Raw genomic sequence first — 17,401 nt, 5'->3', positions numbered from 1 at the left:
ATGGCGGCAGACACTGACTCGGCGGTCGACGCCGAACTTGTCGCGGAGATCGCTGCACAGCTCGACGACGCGTCGACGGACGAGGCGGCTGCGATCGCCGTTGCTATCGGCGCACACCTCACCGACCGCCAGCGCGCGGCGGCAGCGGCCGCGGCGGCTGCAGCGGCAGACGACGGCGACTCCTGGGACGGCAAGCAGTGGTCGTTCTCCGGGCGCGTGGAAGCCACGCAGAAACGGTCCGTTCGAGTCCGCTCGGACGCGCCGACTGACCCCTGGAGTGCCGCCGGCCGCGCCGAGCGGTTCTAATGGTGGTCAGTCCGTCCGTCAGTTATTTGACGACGCCCTGAACGGGTTTGTGGCCATGTTCCATACTAACATGATTATATGTGTAAGATTGGCCGCTATCTGCGCATAGTTTTATGGGCCGACTCTCAGTATGAGGGCGTATGTTCGATAAGGTGCTCGTCGCTAATCGCGGGGAGATAGCGGTGCGCGTGATGCGCGCATGCGAGGAGTTGGGCATCGGCACAGTGGCCGTCTACTCTGACGCTGACAAGCACGCCGGGCACGTCCGGTACGCGGACGAGGCGTACAACGTCGGCCCGGCCCGTGCCGCCGACTCCTATCTCGACCAGGAAGCGATTATCGACGCCGCCAAACAGGCCGATGCCGACGCCATCCACCCCGGGTACGGCTTCCTCGCGGAGAACGCCGACTTCGCTGCGCGTGTTCAGCAAACGGACGGCGTCACCTGGGTCGGCCCCGAGAGCGAGTCGATGGAGGCACTGGGCGAGAAGACGAAGGCCCGCAAGATCATGCAGTCGGCTGACGTGCCCATCGTCCCGGGAACGACCGACCCGGTCGAGGATCCCGAGGAGGTCGTCGAGTTCGGCGAGGAGAACGGCTTCCCGGTCGCCATCAAGGCCGAAGGGGGCGGCGGCGGCCGCGGGATGAAAATCGTCCACGACCCGGAGGAGGCTGAGGAGCAACTCGAAAGCGCAAAGCGGGAGGGAGAGGCGTACTTCTCGAACGACTCCGTCTATCTCGAACGCTATCTGGAGAACCCCCGCCACATCGAGGTCCAGATTATCGCCGACCACCACGGCAACGTCCGGCATCTGGGCGAGCGCGACTGCTCGCTGCAGCGACGCCACCAGAAGGTCATCGAAGAGGGACCGTCGCCGGCCCTGAACGACGCTCTCCGGGAGAAAATCGGTGACGCCGCCCGCCGTGGCGTCCGCGAGTCCGACTACTACAACGCCGGGACCGTCGAGTTCCTCGTCGAGGAAGACCCCGACCGCGAGCCCGGCGAACTGCTCGGCGAGGACGCGAACTTCTACTTCCTCGAAGTGAACACCCGCATCCAGGTCGAGCACTGCGTCACCGAGGAGATAACCGACATCGACATCGTCAAGTGGCAACTGCGGGTGGCGATGGACGAGGAGATAACCTTCGCACAGGACGACGTGGAGATAGAGGGCCACGCGATGGAGTTCCGAATCAACGCCGAGAACGCCGCCGACGACTTCGCCCCCGCGACGGGCGGCAGCCTCGACACCTACGACCCGCCGGGCGGCATCGGCGTCCGCCTCGACGACGCGCTCCGACAGGGCGACGACCTCGTCACCGACTACGACTCGATGATAGCGAAGCTCATCACCTACGGCGGGGACCGCGCGGAGTGCATCGAGCGCGGGAAACGGGCGCTCAAGGACTTCGACATCGAGGGGATCCCGACCGTCATCCCGTTCCACCGCCTGATGCTCACCGACGACCGGTTCGTCGGCGGCACCCACACCACGAAGTACCTCGACGAGCAACTCGACCGCTCGCGCATCGAGGAGGCCCAAGAGCAGTGGGGCACCGTCACCGAGTCCGACGGCGACGAGGACGAGGAGGTCGTCGAGCGTGAGTTCACCGTTGAGGTCAACGGCAAGCGATTCCAAGTCGACCTCGAAGAGCGCGGCGCACCGCCCATCAACGTCGGCGACGTGGACGCCGACGGCGGCAATCAGCCACAGCGGCCGCGGGGCGGCAGTAGTTCCGACAGCGGCGGCGGCAGTGCCTCTACCGCCGAGGGTCAGGAAGTCGCCGCAGAGATGCAGGGGACAATTCTGGAGGTCAACGTCGAGGAGGGCGACGAGGTCGAGGCCGGCGACGTTCTCTGTGTGCTCGAAGCGATGAAGATGGAAAACGACATCGTCGCCGAACGAGGCGGCACTGTCAACGACGTGGCCGTTAGCGAGGGCGAATCAGTCGACATGGGCGACCTGCTGTTCGTTATCGGCTAAATCTTACTGCGTCGGGTTCGAGTCGCGCTCTTTGGGCGCGCTCGAACCGCTCCTTGTAACATTTAGTACAAAACTGCTCCGAGCGCCGTCGGCGCTCGCGGTATGCTGCTCACCGCTCCGCTACTGCTCCTACTCTGTGCAATGGTTGCCTTTAGCTACGCGAAAACCGACTGGTTAGCCACTGTAGGGTGGGAAATCGAAAAGGGGCCGAGCGCTCGTGAGCCGAACCGACGCAAGCACGGCCGCAGGCCGCGCGCAGCGAGGGGGCTTTCGGAAAAAAGGCTCTGTTTAAACCCTATTCTTCACACACCTTCTCGCGTGAAACAGCCGTCAATCAGGGTTGCGAGTGCCGCAGGTCGGTTGCAAACTCTATTTGTTTATGCTGGCGATTCGTATTAGTATGCTCTTCAGGACAGTATCGAGAATTGTGGCCCTGATAGCCGTGCCGATCATCCTTTGCTCTACAATCTTCATTCTATATGTCGGACTTGACAGTTCTATGCCGGCGATTTTCGGGTTCGAAAGGGGGTATGTTGCCGTAGCCGGATTGCAGTTCTTGGCGGCGATTGTATTTCTGGTAATCGGACTTAAGCCCAATCTGTTGTCACAGGGCACCGATTGAAAGACTACCTGCACTGACCACACCGAGTCCGGATATATCCGCTGCTGAGGATGTCGACAAACACTGAAAGCAGTCCTACTGCAACAGCAGTCGCCCAACTCTGCCAACTGCTTTGTACCCTCGCCGTGCTACGCCGGGTATGAACGAGACGCGCCACCGGGTGCTCGACGCGCTGGCCGACGGCCCCGTCTCGGGGCCGGCCCTCGCCGACGAACTGGACATCTCCCGCTCTGCGGTCTGGAAACACGTTGAAGCCCTCCGCGAGGAGGGGTTCGAAATCGGGAGCAGCGACGCGGGCTACACCCTCGATTCGGTGCCGGAGTTCGGGGCGAGCGCGGTCGAGTACGGCCTGGACGCACCGTTTTCTGTCGAGTACCACGACAGCATTCCGAGCACGAACGCACGCGCTCGTGACCGTGCGGCAGATGGGGCGTCAGACACCGTCGTTCTGGCCGACGAACAGACCGGCGGCCGGGGACGGCTCGACCGCGACTGGCACTCGCCCAGCGGCGGGGTCTGGCTCTCGGTGCTGTTCCGACCCGACGTGCCGATGGCCCACGCGCCGGTGTTCACGCTCGCGGCCGCTGTCGCGGTGACCCGGGCGGCACGCGAGGCCGGGGTCGAGGCAAGCATCAAGTGGCCCAACGACGTGCTGGTCCGCCACGGCGACGCGGAGCGGAAACTGGTCGGCATCCTCACCGAGATGGAAGGTGAGGCCGATCGAGTCTCGTGGGTCGTCGTCGGCATCGGCGTCAACGCGAACGTCGATCCGGCGGACTTGCCCGCAGAGGCGGAGCCGACGAGCCTGCTCGCTGAGCGAGGCGATCCGGTCGACAGACGGCTGTTCACCCAGCGGCTGCTGGAGGAGTTCGACACGCTCCGACAGGACCCGGCGAACGTCGTCGAGGCGTGGCGGGAGTCCGCCACGACGCTGGGCAAACAGGTCCGGGTCGAGACGCCGGGTGGCACCATCGAGGGTGAAGCTGTAGACATCCAGTTTCCGGGTGCGCTCGTCATCGAGACAGACTCTGGGACAGAAATCGTTTCCGCGGGCGACTGTGAACACCTCCGCCCGATTACGGAGTGAGCGCGACGGCGAAAGACGGGTCACTGTGGGACGCCGGCAGGCTGCTCGTCTTCCGAGACATCTTGCGTCGTCGTCTCTACCGGAACAGTGACAACGGGGACGTGGGCTGACCGGACGACCCGTTCGGCGACGCTCCCCAGTAGCAGGCGGTCGATACCGCCGCGTCCGTGGGTCCCCATTACGATGAGGTCGCAGTCGTTCTGGCTCGCGTAGTCGACGATTTCTCGACTCGGGCTTCCCTCGGCCGTGGCCCGTGTGACAGTCAAATCGTCGGCAACGAGACGCTTCACCATGTCCAGCGCCATCTCGCCCTCGCGATGGAGCGAGTCGGTGACACTCTCCCACGTCGGCTCGTTCGGGAGCGTCGAAAATCGGCCGGTATCAACGACGTACAGCGCGTGAATCTCGCTGTCGTGAGTTGTTGCAAGCGTTTCAGCGTGTGTGAGCACCGCCCGTGTCCCCGGCGACCCGTCCGTTGGCACCAGTATCCTGTCGTACATACTGTACTGTTGACTGGCTGAACAGATATAGTTTGGTAACAGGTAGCACACAACAGCCGAACAGACGCTGGCTCAGTTCAACTCTCGGTTCCGCTCGGCCTCTGTTGCCCCGGAGCCGTCCAGCGACGGCTCGTCGAGAGCCTGTTCGAGCCGTCGTTCGAGTTCGGCTTCGGATATTTCCCCGTTGGCGTAGCGCTCTGAGAGCCGCTCGACGGGGTCTATCTCGCTGGCACTGGCCGCATCTGTTGCGTGTGCGGCCTGCGTTCGTGACGCGTCAGTCGCCGACGCCGTCGCCTCGTCCTGACTGAAGACGGTCGACGCGGCCCAGTATACAGCATAGCCGATAGCCGCCAGAACCCCGATGGTGGCGGCCAGCGAGAGCAGTCCCAGAACGAGACCGATGAGACCGACGAACAGCCCGAACGCAAACCTCACAGCTGCGATAACAACGAGGAACGAGACAAGCCCTAGCAGCCCGTACAGGAGTATCTTCAGCGGTGTGCTCAGGGCGCGGTCAGTGGTGGAGGGCATTGCCCGTACATACTATTTCCGCAGTGATAAGAATTAGTCCGTCGTCGGATGGACGACTCGTCGGACATCGGCCAACCCTGCCCGACGAACGACCGCCCGAACGGGGTTCTGTACGCCGGAGAGGTTGTCGGAGTCGCCGTCGAGGACGAGCAGGCGCGCCGGGTGGCCGGGCTCGACGAGTCCGCCGCCGAGACCCGCGATCTCGGCCCCGTTGACTGTCGCCATCCGCAGCACCTCGCGGGCCGAGAGGTCATACAGTTTCGCGGTAAACTCCATCTCGCGGAACATCGACGGGCTGTTGAGCATGACGTTGTCCGTCCCGAGCGCGACCGTCGTCCGGTCGGCCAGTTCCTCGACCGGCGGGCGGCCCACGTCGGTGACGACGTTCGACCGCGGGCAGACGACGACCGGGATTTCGCTGTCGGCAACCCGCTGGAGGTGCAGCGGTTCGGCGTGGACCATGTGGACGAGAAAGTCCGGGTCAAGGTCAAGCGCGGGATTGATATCGGAGCTGTCGACCTCGCCGGCGTGGATGCCGAACAGTTTGCCGGCCGCTCGGGTGGCGCGGCGCTCCGCCCCGAACTCGCTGTCGTTGGCCCCGCTCGCGCCGAACCCGTCAGCCAGTTCCATCGCGTCGGTCGTCTCGCGGCCGAGAATCACGCTCTCCAGGGACGAATCCGCCAGCGCGTCCCGGATGGCCTCGACGCCTTCGACGCCGCCCTCGCGGAACTCGACGAACGCGCCGGTCCCGGCCTGTTGCATGAACGACAGCGACCGCGCCATCGCGGCCACCAGTTCGTCCCGGTCGGCATCCCGGAGCAGCCGGTGTTTCAGACCGTCCGGCGGCGCGACCAGTTCTTCGAGCGAGAGCCCCTCGCCGGCCTCCTTCGCAATCGAGTCGCCGATGTGGGTGTGGGCGTTGACGAACGACGGCACCACGATGTCGTCGCTGTCGACCGCCGTCTCCTCGATGGCGGCTATCTCGCCGTCCTCGACGACGACGCGGCCCTCGACGGCCTCGAACGACCGTCCCGTCAGAATCGTCCCTTCAACAATCATGTTCCCTGTTCGCCCGCTCTCTCAGTTAAACTCATCGAGGGTCGCGTGGAAGCCGGGCCGCACGTCCCGGACCCTGGCCCCGTCGAGGTCCAGTCCCAGTTCGCGGATGGCCGCCGCGCCGACCCGCTCGCTTTCGCCCTCTGGCGCGTAGACACCGAGCCGCCACTGGTCGCGCTGGGCGGCGCGGATGGCGTTGACAAGCGTCGACTGCTCGCCGAGCCGGCGGACTTCGCCGTTGACGAGGACGCGGCTGCTCGACTCGGTCATCGACGGCTCCGGCGGGATATCGAGGATAACGGCGTCGCTGTCGACGTTCGCCCCGTCGGCGATGGCCCGTTCCATCGCGCCGACCGCCTCGTGGTCGGCCGTCAGAACCTCCTCGGGCACGGCCTGCCACTCCGCCCAGACGGCGCGTTTGTACAGGTCCCGCTGGCTCAGCCGCCGGGCGTAGGCCGCCGTTGCGTCGCACTGTCGCAGCGCCACGAGCAGGTCGTTGTCGTCCCACCGGCGCAGCGTCTTAGCGGTCGTGTCGGTCGCGGCGAGCAGTTCCTCGGTTCCGCGGCGCAGCATCGACTTGGCGATGCGGGCAACGTGGTGCTGGTAGACGGTCGGGTTCATCAGCGCCCGCGCGAGCAGGAGCGATTCGGCCGTCTGGACGTTCCCCTCGTCCAAGACGAGTTCGCCGTCGACGAAGCTCAGTTCCCGGACCAGCCGCTCGTGGTCGATAGTGCCGTAGGGGACGCCGGTGTGGTGGGCGTCACGGACCAGATAATCCATCCGGTCGACGTCCAGTTCGCCGGAGACGAGCTGGCCCAGTTCGCCCTCCCCTGCGACTAGGCCGGCGACGCGGTCGGGGTTGAGCCCGTGTTCGGACAGCACCCGCGCGACCGGGCCGTCGCCGAGGAGTTCGTCCACGTCGTCGTGGTACTTGCCCGTCCGGCGGTGGATGAGCGCCTCGACGTTGTGGCTGTACGGCGAGTGCCCCACGTCGTGGAGCAGGGCCGCGGCGCGGACCCGTTCGGCCTGCTGGCCCTCGATGCCGAGGTGGGACAGCGCCCGGTCGGCGAGGTGATAGACCCCCAGCGAGTGCTCGAATCGGGTGTGGTTCGCCGAGGGGTAGACGAGCGTCACGGTGCCGAGCTGTGAGATGTGTCTGAGCCGCTGGACCGGCGGCGTGTCGAGCAGCGCCGCCGCGACGCCCTGGACCTCGATGTGGTCGTGGACGCTGTCCTTGATTGTGGTCATCGCCGTAGTCTACGACGGCGGCCGGCAAAATCGTTCGCCACCGCACGGGCGGCGCGGGGTCGCCTACCGGGGCACCCAGCCGTAGATGTGGTTCAACATCACGTAGGTCACGAGCCCGAGGAACAGGCTCAGCCCCCAGGCGGAGACGGCGATGCGGCCCACACGAGCATGGACCGTCTCCCTGAGTTCCGCCGGGGAGTGGGTCAGCCCGAGGACGACCGCGTGGACGACGACCGGCACGGACACCGCGGACAGCAGGATGTGGATAGCCAGCATCACGATGTACGCCGTCCAGACGAACCCTTCGGCGACGATTTCCTTCTCGAAGCCGCCACCGACCTTGAGGATGTACAGCGTCAGGAACACCATGATGAGGGTAAACGCCGTCAGCATCGCCGCGCGGTGTTTCTGGACCTGGTCGTTCTTGATGAAGTAGACGCCGGCGACGATTGCCAGCAGCGCGACGCTGTTGACGACGGCGATTGCGTCGCCAAGCAGGATGACGATGCCGTTCGAGAGCTCGGGGAGGGGTAATACGCCACCGAACGCGCCGAACACGAGCGCGTAGCCAACGACCGAGACGACGGCGGTGACGAGCCGCGGACGAGCGCGGGCACGCGACTGGAGTGTATCTGCGACGGCCATACTAGCAGGTCAGGACCGGAGTGGTAACTGTGTTCTGAAACGGGCGAGACGACAGCGCAGTTGCGCGTCACAGCGGTGACTACAGACCTACAAAAGCGTGGAGAACCGGATGGAAACGCTGCCGAAATCAGGCGAACGTCCGGGAGACGTCCTCGTCGTCGGTCTCCTCCTGCTGAATCTTCTCCCAGGCGTCGTGGAAGTCCGCCATGGTGACCTCGGTCCGGTCGTCGCGGATGGCGAACATCCCAGCCTCGGTACATATGGCTTTCACGTCAGCACCGGAGGCGTCCGTTATCTCTTCGGCCAGTGCCTCGAAGTCCACGTCGTCGGAGACATTCATGCTGCGAGTGTGGATCTGGAAAATCTGTTTGCGACCTTCGAGGTCGGGGTTCGGGACTTCGATGAGACGGTCGAAGCGACCGGGGCGGAGGATGGCGCGGTCGAGCATATCGAAGCGGTTCGTTGCCGCGATGATGCGGATGTCGCCGCGGTCGTCGAAGCCGTCCATCTCCGAGAGCAGTTGCATCATCGTCCGCTGGACCTCGGCGTCGCCGGAGGTCTTCGACTCCGTCCGCTTGGCCGCGATAGCGTCTATCTCGTCGATGAAGACGACGGCGGGCTCCTCCTGCCGGGCCAGTTCGAACAGGTCCCGGACGAGCTTCGCGCCCTCGCCGATGAACTTGTGGACCAGTTCGGAGCCGGCCATCTTGATGAAGGTGGCGTCGGTCTCGTTGGCGACCGCTTTCGCCAGCATCGTCTTCCCGGTGCCGGGCGGGCCGTGCAGCAGAACACCGCTCGGCGGGTCGATACCCACGTCTTCGAACATCTCAGGGCTCTTCAGCGGCATCTCGACGGTCTCGCGGACCTCCTCCATCTGCTCTTCGATGCCGCCGATGTCGGCGAAGGTCACGTCCGGCGACTGGTCGACCTGCATCACGCGGGCGCGAACGTCGGTCTCGTCGTCCAGTTGCTTGACGATAGAGAGGGAGTTGTTGACGGCGACGCGGTCGTCGGGTTCCAGTTCCTCCCGCATCTCGTCAGTGACCTCTGTCAGGGCCTCTTGATTGTTGCCGTGCTGTTTGATAATCACGCCATCGCTGGAGAGTTCCTGAACGGTCGCGACGAACAGCGGTGACTGTTTGAGCTTCTTGTTCTCGTGTGTGAGCCGTTCGAGCTTCTGCTGGTACTTGTTGTTCTCCGCGTTCGCGTCCAGCAGTTTGTCGCGCATCTCCTCGTTCTGCGATTCGAGCACCTCTAGCCGCTCCTGCAGCGCCTCGATCTTCTGTTGCTGAGACGCGTCATCGTCGTACGGCATATCGACCTCGTCGACGGTGTCGGTCATTACGACGCCTTTAGTGGGTGTATCGTTATGAGGCTTCGGGTCACCTCAGAAACTGTACCGCCCGGTGTGTGCCCTGTAGGGGCTGTTACTGGCCGCTCCCCGTCTATAGGTCTCAAACCGGCACGTTTCTTTGCCCCCACTGGAAACATCTGTCTATGCCAACCGACCGCGAAGAAGTCATCATCGTGGGCGGGGGCGTCGCCGGGCTGTCGGCGGCGATCTACACCGCTCGCGCCGGCCTGTCGACCCGGATCATCTCGACCGGCGAGTCGATACTGAACCGCAACGCACATCTGGAGAACTACCCCGGATTTCCGGCGGGAATCAACCCCCGGCTCCTGCTCGAACTCATTCGGGCACAGGCGCGGCGCGCCGGCGTCTGGTTCATCGACGGCGAAGCCGAGCAGGTGGCGGAGACTGCGGGAGGGTTCGACGTGACCTGTGCCGGTGGCGACTCATACAACGCGACATACCTCATCGCTGCGTCCTGGTCGGACCCGTCGTATCTGAACGGGCTGGACATCTCGCTCGTCGACCGGGGGTCGAAGCAGTTCATCTCGACCGACGAGCAGGGCCGGACCGATATCGAGGGGCTGTACGCGGCCGGCCGGCTGGCCGAGCAGCATCACCAGACCATCGTCGCCGCGGGCCACGGCGCACAAGTCGGGCTTACACTGATAGAGGACTCCGACGTCGACTTTTATCACGACTGGACCGCCCCGGAGGGGTATTTCACCGGCCGCGACCGACCGGTTCCGCCGGGCTGTGAAGAAATCGACGAGACAGAGCGCAAGCAACGTGAACAGGAGTCACTGGAGGTCATGCGGCGGTACTTCGAGGAGCCGATGCCGGGCGAGCCGACGATGCACCCGAGCGTCGATCAGGAGTCAGACTGACCCTGTTCGAGCGAGCGTGCGACCGCCTGCAGTCGCTCGATCCGCTCGGCTGTCGGTGGGTGGGACCGTGTTTCGATGGCCAGCGAGTCCGTCGGCCCGTCGGAATCGAACCCGTACGGGAGGAAACACAGGCCGCGGACGCCCGCGTGCGCCGAGCGCTTGTCGGTCCTCGGGCGGTCGTCATCTCCGTCGAGCGTCTCTAACGCCCCGACGAGCGCGGCGGGGTCGCCGGTCAACTGTGCCGCGCTCCGGTCGGCGGCGAACTCCCGAGCGCGCGACAGCGACCGCCCCAGAACAACGACGGGAGCGGTGAACACGCCCAGCGCGACGCCGCCGAACAGGACTGTCACCGCGAACAGGAACAGGAACCCGAGCGTGAACGAGAGGCTTCCGAACGGGGCCTCAAGCACCCGGGCGCTGCACACATATGCGAGACCGAGCGCGACCAATCCGGGCGCGTAACGACTCTCGCCCGGGAGCAGGTCCGCAAGCGGGTCGTACTCGCCGTTTGTCAGCGACGGGAGGAAGCTGGCCAGCGTCATGACAGTCGCGTCGCGGTTGGCGACGTGCATGAGTTCGTGGGCCAGCACGGCGTCGAGTTCGTCGCCGTCAAGAACCGACAGCAGTCCCTCGCTGACGACCACCGTTGCGCCACCGAACGTTCCGATGGCGAAACTGTTCGGTACCTCGGCGTCTGTGACGGCAATCCGTGGCGGCGTGAGGTCGGCCAGTTGCGCGAGCCGCTGTACTCGCTCGTGGAGGGCGGGGTACTCCTCGGGGCCGACGATGCGAGCGTCGACTTCAGCCATCGTCTGGGCACTGGTGTATCGAAGCTGAGCCCAGACAAACGCCACGAGTGCGGGGACGAGAACAGCCACCCACCAGGCGATGCGTGCCGACGCCCCACCGAACGGGAGGGAGGTGGCAACGGCGTCCCGAACCGGCGCAAGCCAGGGTGTCAGAAGCACCGCCGCGGTAGCGACCACAGCGATGTCGACGGCAAGGAGGAGCAGGAGGGTCCACAGCATCCGGCGGGTCAGTGTCCGCATAGTGGTAGTTCTGCTATACCCACAGCGGATGAAAGGTTTTCTGCTCAGACAGTCTAGCAGTGAGGGAAAGTATTTACTCTGCCGCCGGGAACGGGGCCGTAGTGTCAACAAAGCTGGTACGTGCCGCCCTCGCCCTCCTCTGTGCGGTCGCTGTCCTGTTCGGCACAGCGCTGTTTCCCGGCGCGCTCGGCGTCGAATTCGAGTCGAGCGGCCCCCTCGACAGTCGAGCGAGCGAGCCGGTCACGCCCGACGGAACAGCCCCCGGCGAAGTCGACGGCGGGCCGACACCGGTAGCGACCAGTGATGGGACAGAGACGCCGCCGGGAGCGACGAGCGATACTCCATCGGCGACAGCGACGCCAACACCGACGGAGACGGCGACAGAGACGCCGGGAGCCGGGGAAGGCGAAGACAGCGGGTCTCCAGTGCTGGTGAAACTGCTCGGGCTGGCGCTTATCGGCGGGTTCGGCGTCGTCGCAGTCAGTGTTATTCGTGCCGCATCGGACGCCGAGGGTGACGGGTCGACAGCGGCTGGACTCCACCTGCATCCGATTCTGGATTCGCTGTTCGGGACAGTGGTCTCAGCAGTTTCGGACGGCGCGGTGGGGCGGACTCTCGCCCGGATTCCGAAGGTGACGACCGCCGCGCTACTCTCGGGATCGTCGGCGCTCGCACGAGTCGGGGCCGGTCTCGCTGCCGTCTCCGGCGGTATCCTGTCCGGACTGGCGACGGGGTTCGGGTCGGTCGGCACGATGTCACTGCGGGGCGTCGCCGGTCTGCCGAGCGCGCTCGGGTCGCTCTCAGTTGCGCCGTTCAGAGCGCTGAGCGGCTTCGGTGGGTCCAGCGGCTTCCTTGCCTCAGTTCGGAGTGGCGTCGACAGCCCGTCGCTGTTTGGGTCGTCGGATACAGCGTCCGGGCGGACAGCGGCCGCCGAATCGACGGCAGAGGCGGACGAGGGGCCGGACATCGATTCACTGTCGGTGCGGGAGGCATGGGCGCTGCTGGCTGACCGTGTGTCAGTCCCGGACCCCGAGACGGCGACGCCAGGGGAGTACGCTCGCCGGGCTATCGACAGCGGGCTTCCGGAAGCGCCCGTCCGCCAGCTAACGACCCTCTTCCGGGAAGTCGAATACGGCGGGCGGTCGGCGACCGGAGAGCGAACAGAATCGGCTCGGAACGCCCTCAGAGACCTCTTCAACCGAGGTGACAACTGATGAATGGCGCGGAATCGCGGAACGAGCAAGCGGGAACCGCCCGGGCGACCATCGATGTCAGCGTCAACCGCCCGACACCGGGGTCCAGGTTCGTCCGATACACCCTGCTGGGACTCGCTGCACTTGCCGGCGCTGTGTTCGTCGTCACCTTCCCATCAGTACTTCCGAACGTCGGGAGCGGGTCGGCCAGGCAACTACAGCTCGTCGCAAGCGTCAGCGCCGCCGCCATCGGACTTTTTGGCCTGTACACTGTTGTTCGGACACAGGACTCGACGCTGCCGCCGGTACGAGGGAAACAACCGCGTGAGCCGTATCACGACGGTTCGGGCGACGAGTCGACAGAGCTGCTCGATGAGCTACTGGAACCGAAAGCGACACAGGCAGACTCCGGCGCGCTGGTCGGCGACGACATCGACGAATTGCTCGAAAAAATCGACGGGCGTGTTGACCCCTACAACGGCCTCGAAGCGAGTCACGCGTCGGAAATCAGGAACAGACTCCGCGAGGCCGCGCGACAGGTGCTGGTCGAAACGGCGGAGCTGTCGACAGAGGCAGCAGCCCGAGAGGTTCGGGCTGGGTCGTGGACGGACGACCGCCGGGCAATAGCCTTCCTCGGCGGCCCGGACGCACCTGACCCACCTATCGAGATGCAGCTACGGGACTGGGCCAGCGGTGCGGGGTTCGACCGAAAGGTCGAGGCGGCGGTAACAGAGATACGACGGCTCCAGCGGGGTGAGCAGTCGTGAGCACGCGCGAGACTACACAGCGCAACGTCGGCGTCTCGGCCGCGCTGGTTGCCGGCGGAGCCGGCATCGTCACCGGGAACCCGGCGGTTTTCATGGTCGCGGCAGTGGCGCTGGTGTATGCGGCCTATCAGACGGCTATCGGCGACCCCGAACCGACGCTCACAGTCGAGCGGCGCATCGAGCCGACCGACCCGCTCCCCGGCACAGAGGTGACAGTGACGCTGACGCTCACGAACGACGGGGGCGCGACCCTGCCCGACGTTCGCGTCCTCGACGGCGTCCCGGAGCGGCTCGAGGTCATCGACGGCTCACCGCGGTTCGGGACCCACCTCGAAGCCGGTGCGTCGGATTCGGTCACCTACACCGTCGAAGCCCGGCGTGGCGACCACGCGTTCACCGACGTGGCAATCGCCTGCCGGAACCTGACCGGGACCGTCGAATTCGCCGAGCAGGTCACCGCCGAGACGACGCTCTCGTGCAGTGCCAGTGTGGACACCGTTCCGCTTTCGGGCCAGACCCTTTCACAGTCGGGGCGTGTGCCGACGGACGCCGGGGGGAACGGGCTCGCGTTCTACGCGATCCGCGAGCATCAGTCCTCGGACCCGATGAGCCGCGTCGACTGGAACCGCTTCGCGAAGACGAATGAACTGGCGACAGTCGAGTTCAAGGAGACACGAGCGGCCACCGTTGTCACGCTGGTAGATTCGAGACATCCCGTTGCAGGCAACGCAGGCGCGCCCACGGCCGTCCAGTTCTGCGTCTACGCGGCCCAGCAGGTCGGCGCGGCGCTTCTGGCGACGGACAACCGCGTCGGGGCCGCCGTCTACGACAGTTGCGAGACGCTGCAGCCATCGGCTAATCGGGCACAGGAGCAGCGATTAGAGGCGTTTCTGGAAGCGGTTGTGGACGGGTCGGCCGACAGGCCGACGGGGACCCGTAAGTCGTGGCTGCTCGACACCGACACCCGCACTCGGCGAATGCAGTCGCCGACCGAGACAGCAGACCGGTACGGTATCACTGACGGCGGGGACGCGGTGGCGACGCTCGACCGCTCGATACCGAGCGAATCACAGATCGTATTCTGTACACCCCTGCTCGACGACCGGGCGGCCGATTCGGCGAAACGACTCGCCGCGTACGGACACGCGGTTACGGTCGTCAGTCCCGATATAACGACCGGCGACAGTCCGGGAAGTACCGTCGAGCAAATCGACCGAACAGCCCGCCTCGACGCTCTTCGAGGCTCAGTCCGGGTCGTCGACTGGACGCCCACGGAACCGCTCGCTAAAGCCCTCATTCGCGCGACGGAGCGGTGGGCATGACGGAACTCGACAGTCGACCGGCGGCATCGAGCGCGGCGCTGGCCGGGACAGTCGCGGTGCTCGTTTCGCTCGTCCTCGGCCTCGCTGTCGCGGACGCGATACCAGTGCTGGCCGGCTTCGTCGGCGGACTCTGCATCGCGGCCGGAGTCTGGGCGCTCCGCAGCGAGGCCCACAAGCGTATCGCCTGCGGCAGCGTCGCCATCGTCATCGGTGCGGGCGTGTTCTGTGGGACCGCGCTGCTGGCGGCTGACTACCGGTCACTCGTTGCGGCGCTCGGGTTCCCGCTGGCCGCCACGCTCGTCGTTATCGACGCGAGTAGCGGGTTAGTGCCGCCGGCTGAGGCATCGGACGAACTCTCGACAATGCTCGACGAGAGTTTCGTGATGCTGGTGGCCGGCATCCTCATCACAATCGTCTGTGCCGTCGCGGCTGCCGTCAGGCTGCCCCGGGTGCTCGTACATGTCGTCACCGGCTTCTCTCTCCATCCGCTCGTGGGCTTCGTGACGCTACAGGCCGGGATCCTGACCGCCCTGTTGTTGCTGGACCGGGCGAAGGAGACGCTGGAGTCGTGGATTCCGGCACCCGCGGCGACGACAGACCGAGCGCTTGGGCGGCTGGACCTGCTGGGACGAAGCTGGTGGGATATCGACATCTCGCTCAAAGCCGCCGTTGGCCTGCAGTTGCTCGTGGCGTTTATACCGACAGCACAGGGACTGTTCGACCGTTTTCTCCACAGTCTCCCGGTGCTCGGGCCGGCTCTGCGGGTCGCCTTCAGTGGCCTGCTCCATCTCCCTCTTGCAGTCGGGCTCCTGGCCGTACTGTGTATTCTCGTCGTCGAACGGCTCCGGCAATGGCTGCTACAGTGGCTGGGGGACAACCCCGGACGGTTGCTGGCGCGGCAGACCGGTAGTATCATGGTCCCTGTGGTGCTGTTGCTGGGCGCGCTGATCCTTACAGCCGCTGGCGTGACCCGGCGAATAGCGCCCACGTATGCCGGGGGCGGCCACTACGGCTCGGCTACTGTGTTGCTCCTCGGCGTCTTGATTTCGGTCGTCGTCCTCCGTGGACTCGTCACACTACTGGCTGAGCTGGTCGATTCAGAGTTGCTATCCCGGCAGACGGCAGGGTTCGCAGCTGGAAGCGCGCTCCTGTTCATTGTGACGTTGTTCGGGGCTGAGCGCGGACTCGCACCGATACTCGTCCTCGTCGGGAGCGCGGCGGCGCTACTGGTCTGGGACACCGGCGCGCACGCAAGCAGTATCGGGAAACAACTGGGCCGGGACGCCGACACGACCGACAGCCAGTTCGTCCACGTCACCGGAACTGCGGCGATCCTCGCCGGGGCCGTTCTCCTTGTGCTGGTCGTTCGATACGTACTCATCCCGGTCGCGGTTCCGACTCCGTCGACCGGACTCTCGTTCAGTTCGGTAGTCGCACTCGGGCTGGTTCTGCTGGCGATAGCCGCGTTCAGCCTCGCACTGAACGCGCACGACGGGAGGCCACGTATCAGCAGTGACGAGAGCGGCAATCGGAGTGAGCAGATCGCGGGCGACAGCGACTAGTGCCGCCGGAGAGACAGGGGCTTTTACCCACGCACCGCGAACCGGCAGGTATGCTGACCGGAGTCAACGTCGTTCTGGGGGTGTCGGGGTCTATCGCGGCCGTCAAGACGGTTGAACTCGCACACGAACTCCGACGACAGGGGGCGTCCGTCCGGGCGGTGATGACCGACAGCGCGACGGGTATCATCCATCCGTGGGCGCTGTCGTTCGCGACGGACAATCAGGTGATTACCGAAATCACGGGCGACGTCGAACACGTCGACCTCTGCGGGCGCTCGGGCTGGGGCGATGTATTCTTGCTCGCGCCTGCAACGGCAAACACTGTCGGCAAGGTCGCCGCGGCAATCGACGACACGCCCGTGACGACGTGTGTGACGACCGCTCTCGGCGCGGGCGTGCCGGTCGTCGTCGCACCGGCAATGCACGAGCCGATGTACGACCACCCCGGCGTACTGGAGGCAATCGACCGCGTCGAGTCCTGGGGCGTCGAGTTCGTTGACCCGCGAATCGAGGAGGGGAAGGCCAAAATCGCGACCGAGGGGGCCATCGTCACGGCGACCGCCCGGGCAGCGGGCGACCGACCACTTGCAGGCAAGCACGTCGTCGTGACTGCGGGTGCGACCACAGAGTCAGTCGATCCGGTGCGGACGCTCTCGAACCGGTCCTCGGGGCGGACCGGGCGGGCCGTCGCGCGGGCCTGCTACGCCCGCGGGGCCGACGTGACGCTCGTCCACGACGGGCCGGACGTTCCCTACGCGACCGTCGAGCAGGTCGAGTCGGCCGCGGAGATGACGGCGGCTACCCGGCGGGTCGCCGACGCGGCCGACGCGCTGGTCTCCGCGGCCGCCATCTCGGATTACACCGTCGAGGAGGCCCCCGAGAAAATCAAGAGCGGGCAGGCGGAGCTGACGCTGACGCTGCAGCCGACGCCGAAACTCATCGACACCGTTCGCTCGGATCACCCCGACCTCCCTATCGTCGGGTTCAAAGTCGAGACAGAGGGCGACGACGGGACGCTAATCGAGCGCGCCCGCGAGATACGGGAGCGGACCGGGCTGACCTTCGTGGTCGCTAACGACGCGAGCGTGATGGGTGGCGACGAGACGCGTGCCATACTTGTCGACGGAGACTCGGCCACGGAGTACATCGGGGAAAAGCAGGGGCTGGGTGCCCGTGTCGCCGACGAACTCGGTGACCATCTGTCCAGTCGTGACTGAGAGCGTAACCGATTACGAAATAGTTTTGCGTGTTCCGTTGCTCCGGTCCGATAACGACAGTACTGCCCGACGA

Annotated in this window: 16 protein-coding genes; 9 read left to right on the top strand and 7 right to left on the bottom strand. The window is 65.5% G+C overall.

Translation table 11 applies throughout. The features are described 5' to 3' along the window. From DVK01_RS09735 to DVK01_RS09720, 3 genes are all read left to right on the top strand, one after another. Positions 1–306 carry an acc operon protein gene (locus tag DVK01_RS09735; protein ID WP_101349462.1) on the top strand — a complete coding sequence of 102 codons (306 nt, stop codon included), beginning with the start codon at positions 1–3 and terminating at the stop codon, positions 304–306. A gap of 140 nt (positions 307–446) precedes the next feature. Further along, positions 447–2,291: an acetyl-CoA carboxylase biotin carboxylase subunit gene (locus DVK01_RS09730; protein ID WP_121511071.1), complete on the top strand. Its 1,845-nt coding sequence runs from the start codon at positions 447–449 to the stop codon at positions 2,289–2,291. Between the two features lie 761 nt (positions 2,292–3,052). After that, positions 3,053–4,000: a biotin--[acetyl-CoA-carboxylase] ligase gene (locus tag DVK01_RS09720; RefSeq protein ID WP_101349460.1), complete on the top strand. Its 948-nt coding sequence runs from the start codon at positions 3,053–3,055 to the stop codon at positions 3,998–4,000. Positions 4,001–4,020: 20 nt separating this feature from the next. Here the strand turns inward: DVK01_RS09720 and DVK01_RS09715 are convergent, their stop codons facing one another. From DVK01_RS09715 to DVK01_RS09690, 6 genes are all read right to left on the bottom strand, one after another. After that, on the bottom strand, positions 4,021–4,500 hold the full coding sequence (locus tag DVK01_RS09715; RefSeq protein WP_101349459.1) for a universal stress protein: 480 nt from the start codon (positions 4,498–4,500) through the stop codon (positions 4,021–4,023). Between the two features lie 72 nt (positions 4,501–4,572). Beyond that, positions 4,573–5,031, bottom strand: coding sequence for an SHOCT domain-containing protein (locus tag DVK01_RS09710; protein WP_121536503.1), 459 nt, complete (start codon positions 5,029–5,031; stop codon positions 4,573–4,575). A 33-nt stretch (positions 5,032–5,064) separates the two neighbouring features. Next, complete coding sequence (locus DVK01_RS09705) at positions 5,065–6,090, bottom strand: amidohydrolase family protein (RefSeq protein WP_121536501.1); 1,026 nt, start codon at positions 6,088–6,090, stop codon at positions 5,065–5,067. A 21-nt stretch (positions 6,091–6,111) separates the two neighbouring features. Continuing rightward, positions 6,112–7,335, bottom strand: a complete 1,224-nt coding sequence (locus tag DVK01_RS09700) for an HD domain-containing protein (RefSeq protein WP_121536499.1) — start codon at positions 7,333–7,335, stop codon at positions 6,112–6,114. Between the two features lie 63 nt (positions 7,336–7,398). Beyond that, positions 7,399–7,980 carry a DUF420 domain-containing protein gene (locus tag DVK01_RS09695; protein ID WP_121511077.1) on the bottom strand — a complete coding sequence of 194 codons (582 nt, stop codon included), beginning with the start codon at positions 7,978–7,980 and terminating at the stop codon, positions 7,399–7,401. Positions 7,981–8,107: 127 nt separating this feature from the next. Then, positions 8,108–9,322 (bottom strand): proteasome-activating nucleotidase, encoded by a 1,215-nt coding sequence (locus DVK01_RS09690; protein ID WP_101349454.1) that lies wholly within the window; start codon positions 9,320–9,322, stop codon positions 8,108–8,110. Between the two features lie 155 nt (positions 9,323–9,477). On the opposite strand from DVK01_RS09690, the gene DVK01_RS09685 reads away from it, so the two are divergent. Continuing rightward, positions 9,478–10,218: an NAD(P)/FAD-dependent oxidoreductase gene (locus DVK01_RS09685; protein WP_121536497.1), complete on the top strand. Its 741-nt coding sequence runs from the start codon at positions 9,478–9,480 to the stop codon at positions 10,216–10,218. Here DVK01_RS09685 and DVK01_RS09680 read toward each other — a convergent pair. After that, positions 10,203–11,267: a M48 family metalloprotease gene (locus DVK01_RS09680; RefSeq protein ID WP_121536495.1), complete on the bottom strand. Its 1,065-nt coding sequence runs from the start codon at positions 11,265–11,267 to the stop codon at positions 10,203–10,205. The genes DVK01_RS09685 and DVK01_RS09680 overlap by 16 nt on opposite strands. Positions 11,268–11,368: 101 nt before the next feature. On the opposite strand from DVK01_RS09680, the gene DVK01_RS09675 reads away from it, so the two are divergent. Genes DVK01_RS09675 through coaBC form a run of 5 tightly spaced genes read left to right on the top strand, consistent with a single transcriptional unit; the run spans position 11,369 to position 17,328 of the window. Then, a complete protein-coding gene (locus tag DVK01_RS09675) occupies positions 11,369–12,481 on the top strand; it encodes a DUF4129 domain-containing protein (protein WP_121536493.1) in 1,113 nt (370 codons plus the stop codon). Next, on the top strand, positions 12,481–13,227 hold the full coding sequence (locus DVK01_RS09670; protein WP_101349450.1) for a hypothetical protein: 747 nt from the start codon (positions 12,481–12,483) through the stop codon (positions 13,225–13,227). Before DVK01_RS09675 ends, DVK01_RS09670 begins: the two co-directional genes overlap by 1 nt. Then, entirely contained in the window at positions 13,224–14,549 is a 1,326-nt protein-coding gene (locus DVK01_RS09665; protein WP_121536491.1) for a DUF58 domain-containing protein, read from the top strand. The genes DVK01_RS09670 and DVK01_RS09665 overlap by 4 nt, the downstream gene beginning before the upstream one ends. Beyond that, complete coding sequence (locus tag DVK01_RS09660; protein WP_121536489.1) at positions 14,546–16,111, top strand: hypothetical protein; 1,566 nt, start codon at positions 14,546–14,548, stop codon at positions 16,109–16,111. Before DVK01_RS09665 ends, DVK01_RS09660 begins: the two co-directional genes overlap by 4 nt. Positions 16,112–16,161: 50 nt before the next feature. Beyond that, positions 16,162–17,328 carry a bifunctional phosphopantothenoylcysteine decarboxylase/phosphopantothenate--cysteine ligase CoaBC gene (coaBC, locus tag DVK01_RS09655; protein ID WP_101349447.1) on the top strand — a complete coding sequence of 389 codons (1,167 nt, stop codon included), beginning with the start codon at positions 16,162–16,164 and terminating at the stop codon, positions 17,326–17,328. Positions 17,329–17,401 lie beyond the last annotated feature (73 nt).

The sequence above is a fragment of the Haloarcula sp. Atlit-120R genome (assembly GCF_003665885.1).
Lineage (GTDB): Archaea > Halobacteriota > Halobacteria > Halobacteriales > Haloarculaceae > Haloarcula > Haloarcula taiwanensis.
Note: the sequence above shows the minus strand (reverse complement) of the source record. Positions and strands in the feature narration are given on the sequence as shown.

Bases quoted from the DNA above. Each gene is read 5' to 3' on its own strand.
- DVK01_RS09735 (WP_101349462.1), top strand. From the start codon at position 1: ATGGCGGCAGACACTGACTCGGCGGTCGACGCCGAACTTGTCGCGGAG.
- DVK01_RS09730 (WP_121511071.1), top strand. From the start codon at position 447: ATGTTCGATAAGGTGCTCGTCGCTAATCGCGGGGAGATAGCGGTGCGC.
- DVK01_RS09720 (WP_101349460.1), top strand. From the start codon at position 3,053: ATGAACGAGACGCGCCACCGGGTGCTCGACGCGCTGGCCGACGGCCCC.
- DVK01_RS09715 (WP_101349459.1), bottom strand. From the start codon at position 4,500: ATGTACGACAGGATACTGGTGCCAACGGACGGGTCGCCGGGGACACGG.
- DVK01_RS09710 (WP_121536503.1), bottom strand. From the start codon at position 5,031: ATGCCCTCCACCACTGACCGCGCCCTGAGCACACCGCTGAAGATACTC.
- DVK01_RS09705 (WP_121536501.1), bottom strand. From the start codon at position 6,090: ATGATTGTTGAAGGGACGATTCTGACGGGACGGTCGTTCGAGGCCGTC.
- DVK01_RS09700 (WP_121536499.1), bottom strand. From the start codon at position 7,335: ATGACCACAATCAAGGACAGCGTCCACGACCACATCGAGGTCCAGGGC.
- DVK01_RS09695 (WP_121511077.1), bottom strand. From the start codon at position 7,980: ATGGCCGTCGCAGATACACTCCAGTCGCGTGCCCGCGCTCGTCCGCGG.
- DVK01_RS09690 (WP_101349454.1), bottom strand. From the start codon at position 9,322: ATGACCGACACCGTCGACGAGGTCGATATGCCGTACGACGATGACGCG.
- DVK01_RS09685 (WP_121536497.1), top strand. From the start codon at position 9,478: ATGCCAACCGACCGCGAAGAAGTCATCATCGTGGGCGGGGGCGTCGCC.
- DVK01_RS09680 (WP_121536495.1), bottom strand. From the start codon at position 11,267: ATGCGGACACTGACCCGCCGGATGCTGTGGACCCTCCTGCTCCTCCTT.
- DVK01_RS09670 (WP_101349450.1), top strand. From the start codon at position 12,481: ATGAATGGCGCGGAATCGCGGAACGAGCAAGCGGGAACCGCCCGGGCG.
- DVK01_RS09660 (WP_121536489.1), top strand. From the start codon at position 14,546: ATGACGGAACTCGACAGTCGACCGGCGGCATCGAGCGCGGCGCTGGCC.
- coaBC (WP_101349447.1), top strand. From the start codon at position 16,162: ATGCTGACCGGAGTCAACGTCGTTCTGGGGGTGTCGGGGTCTATCGCG.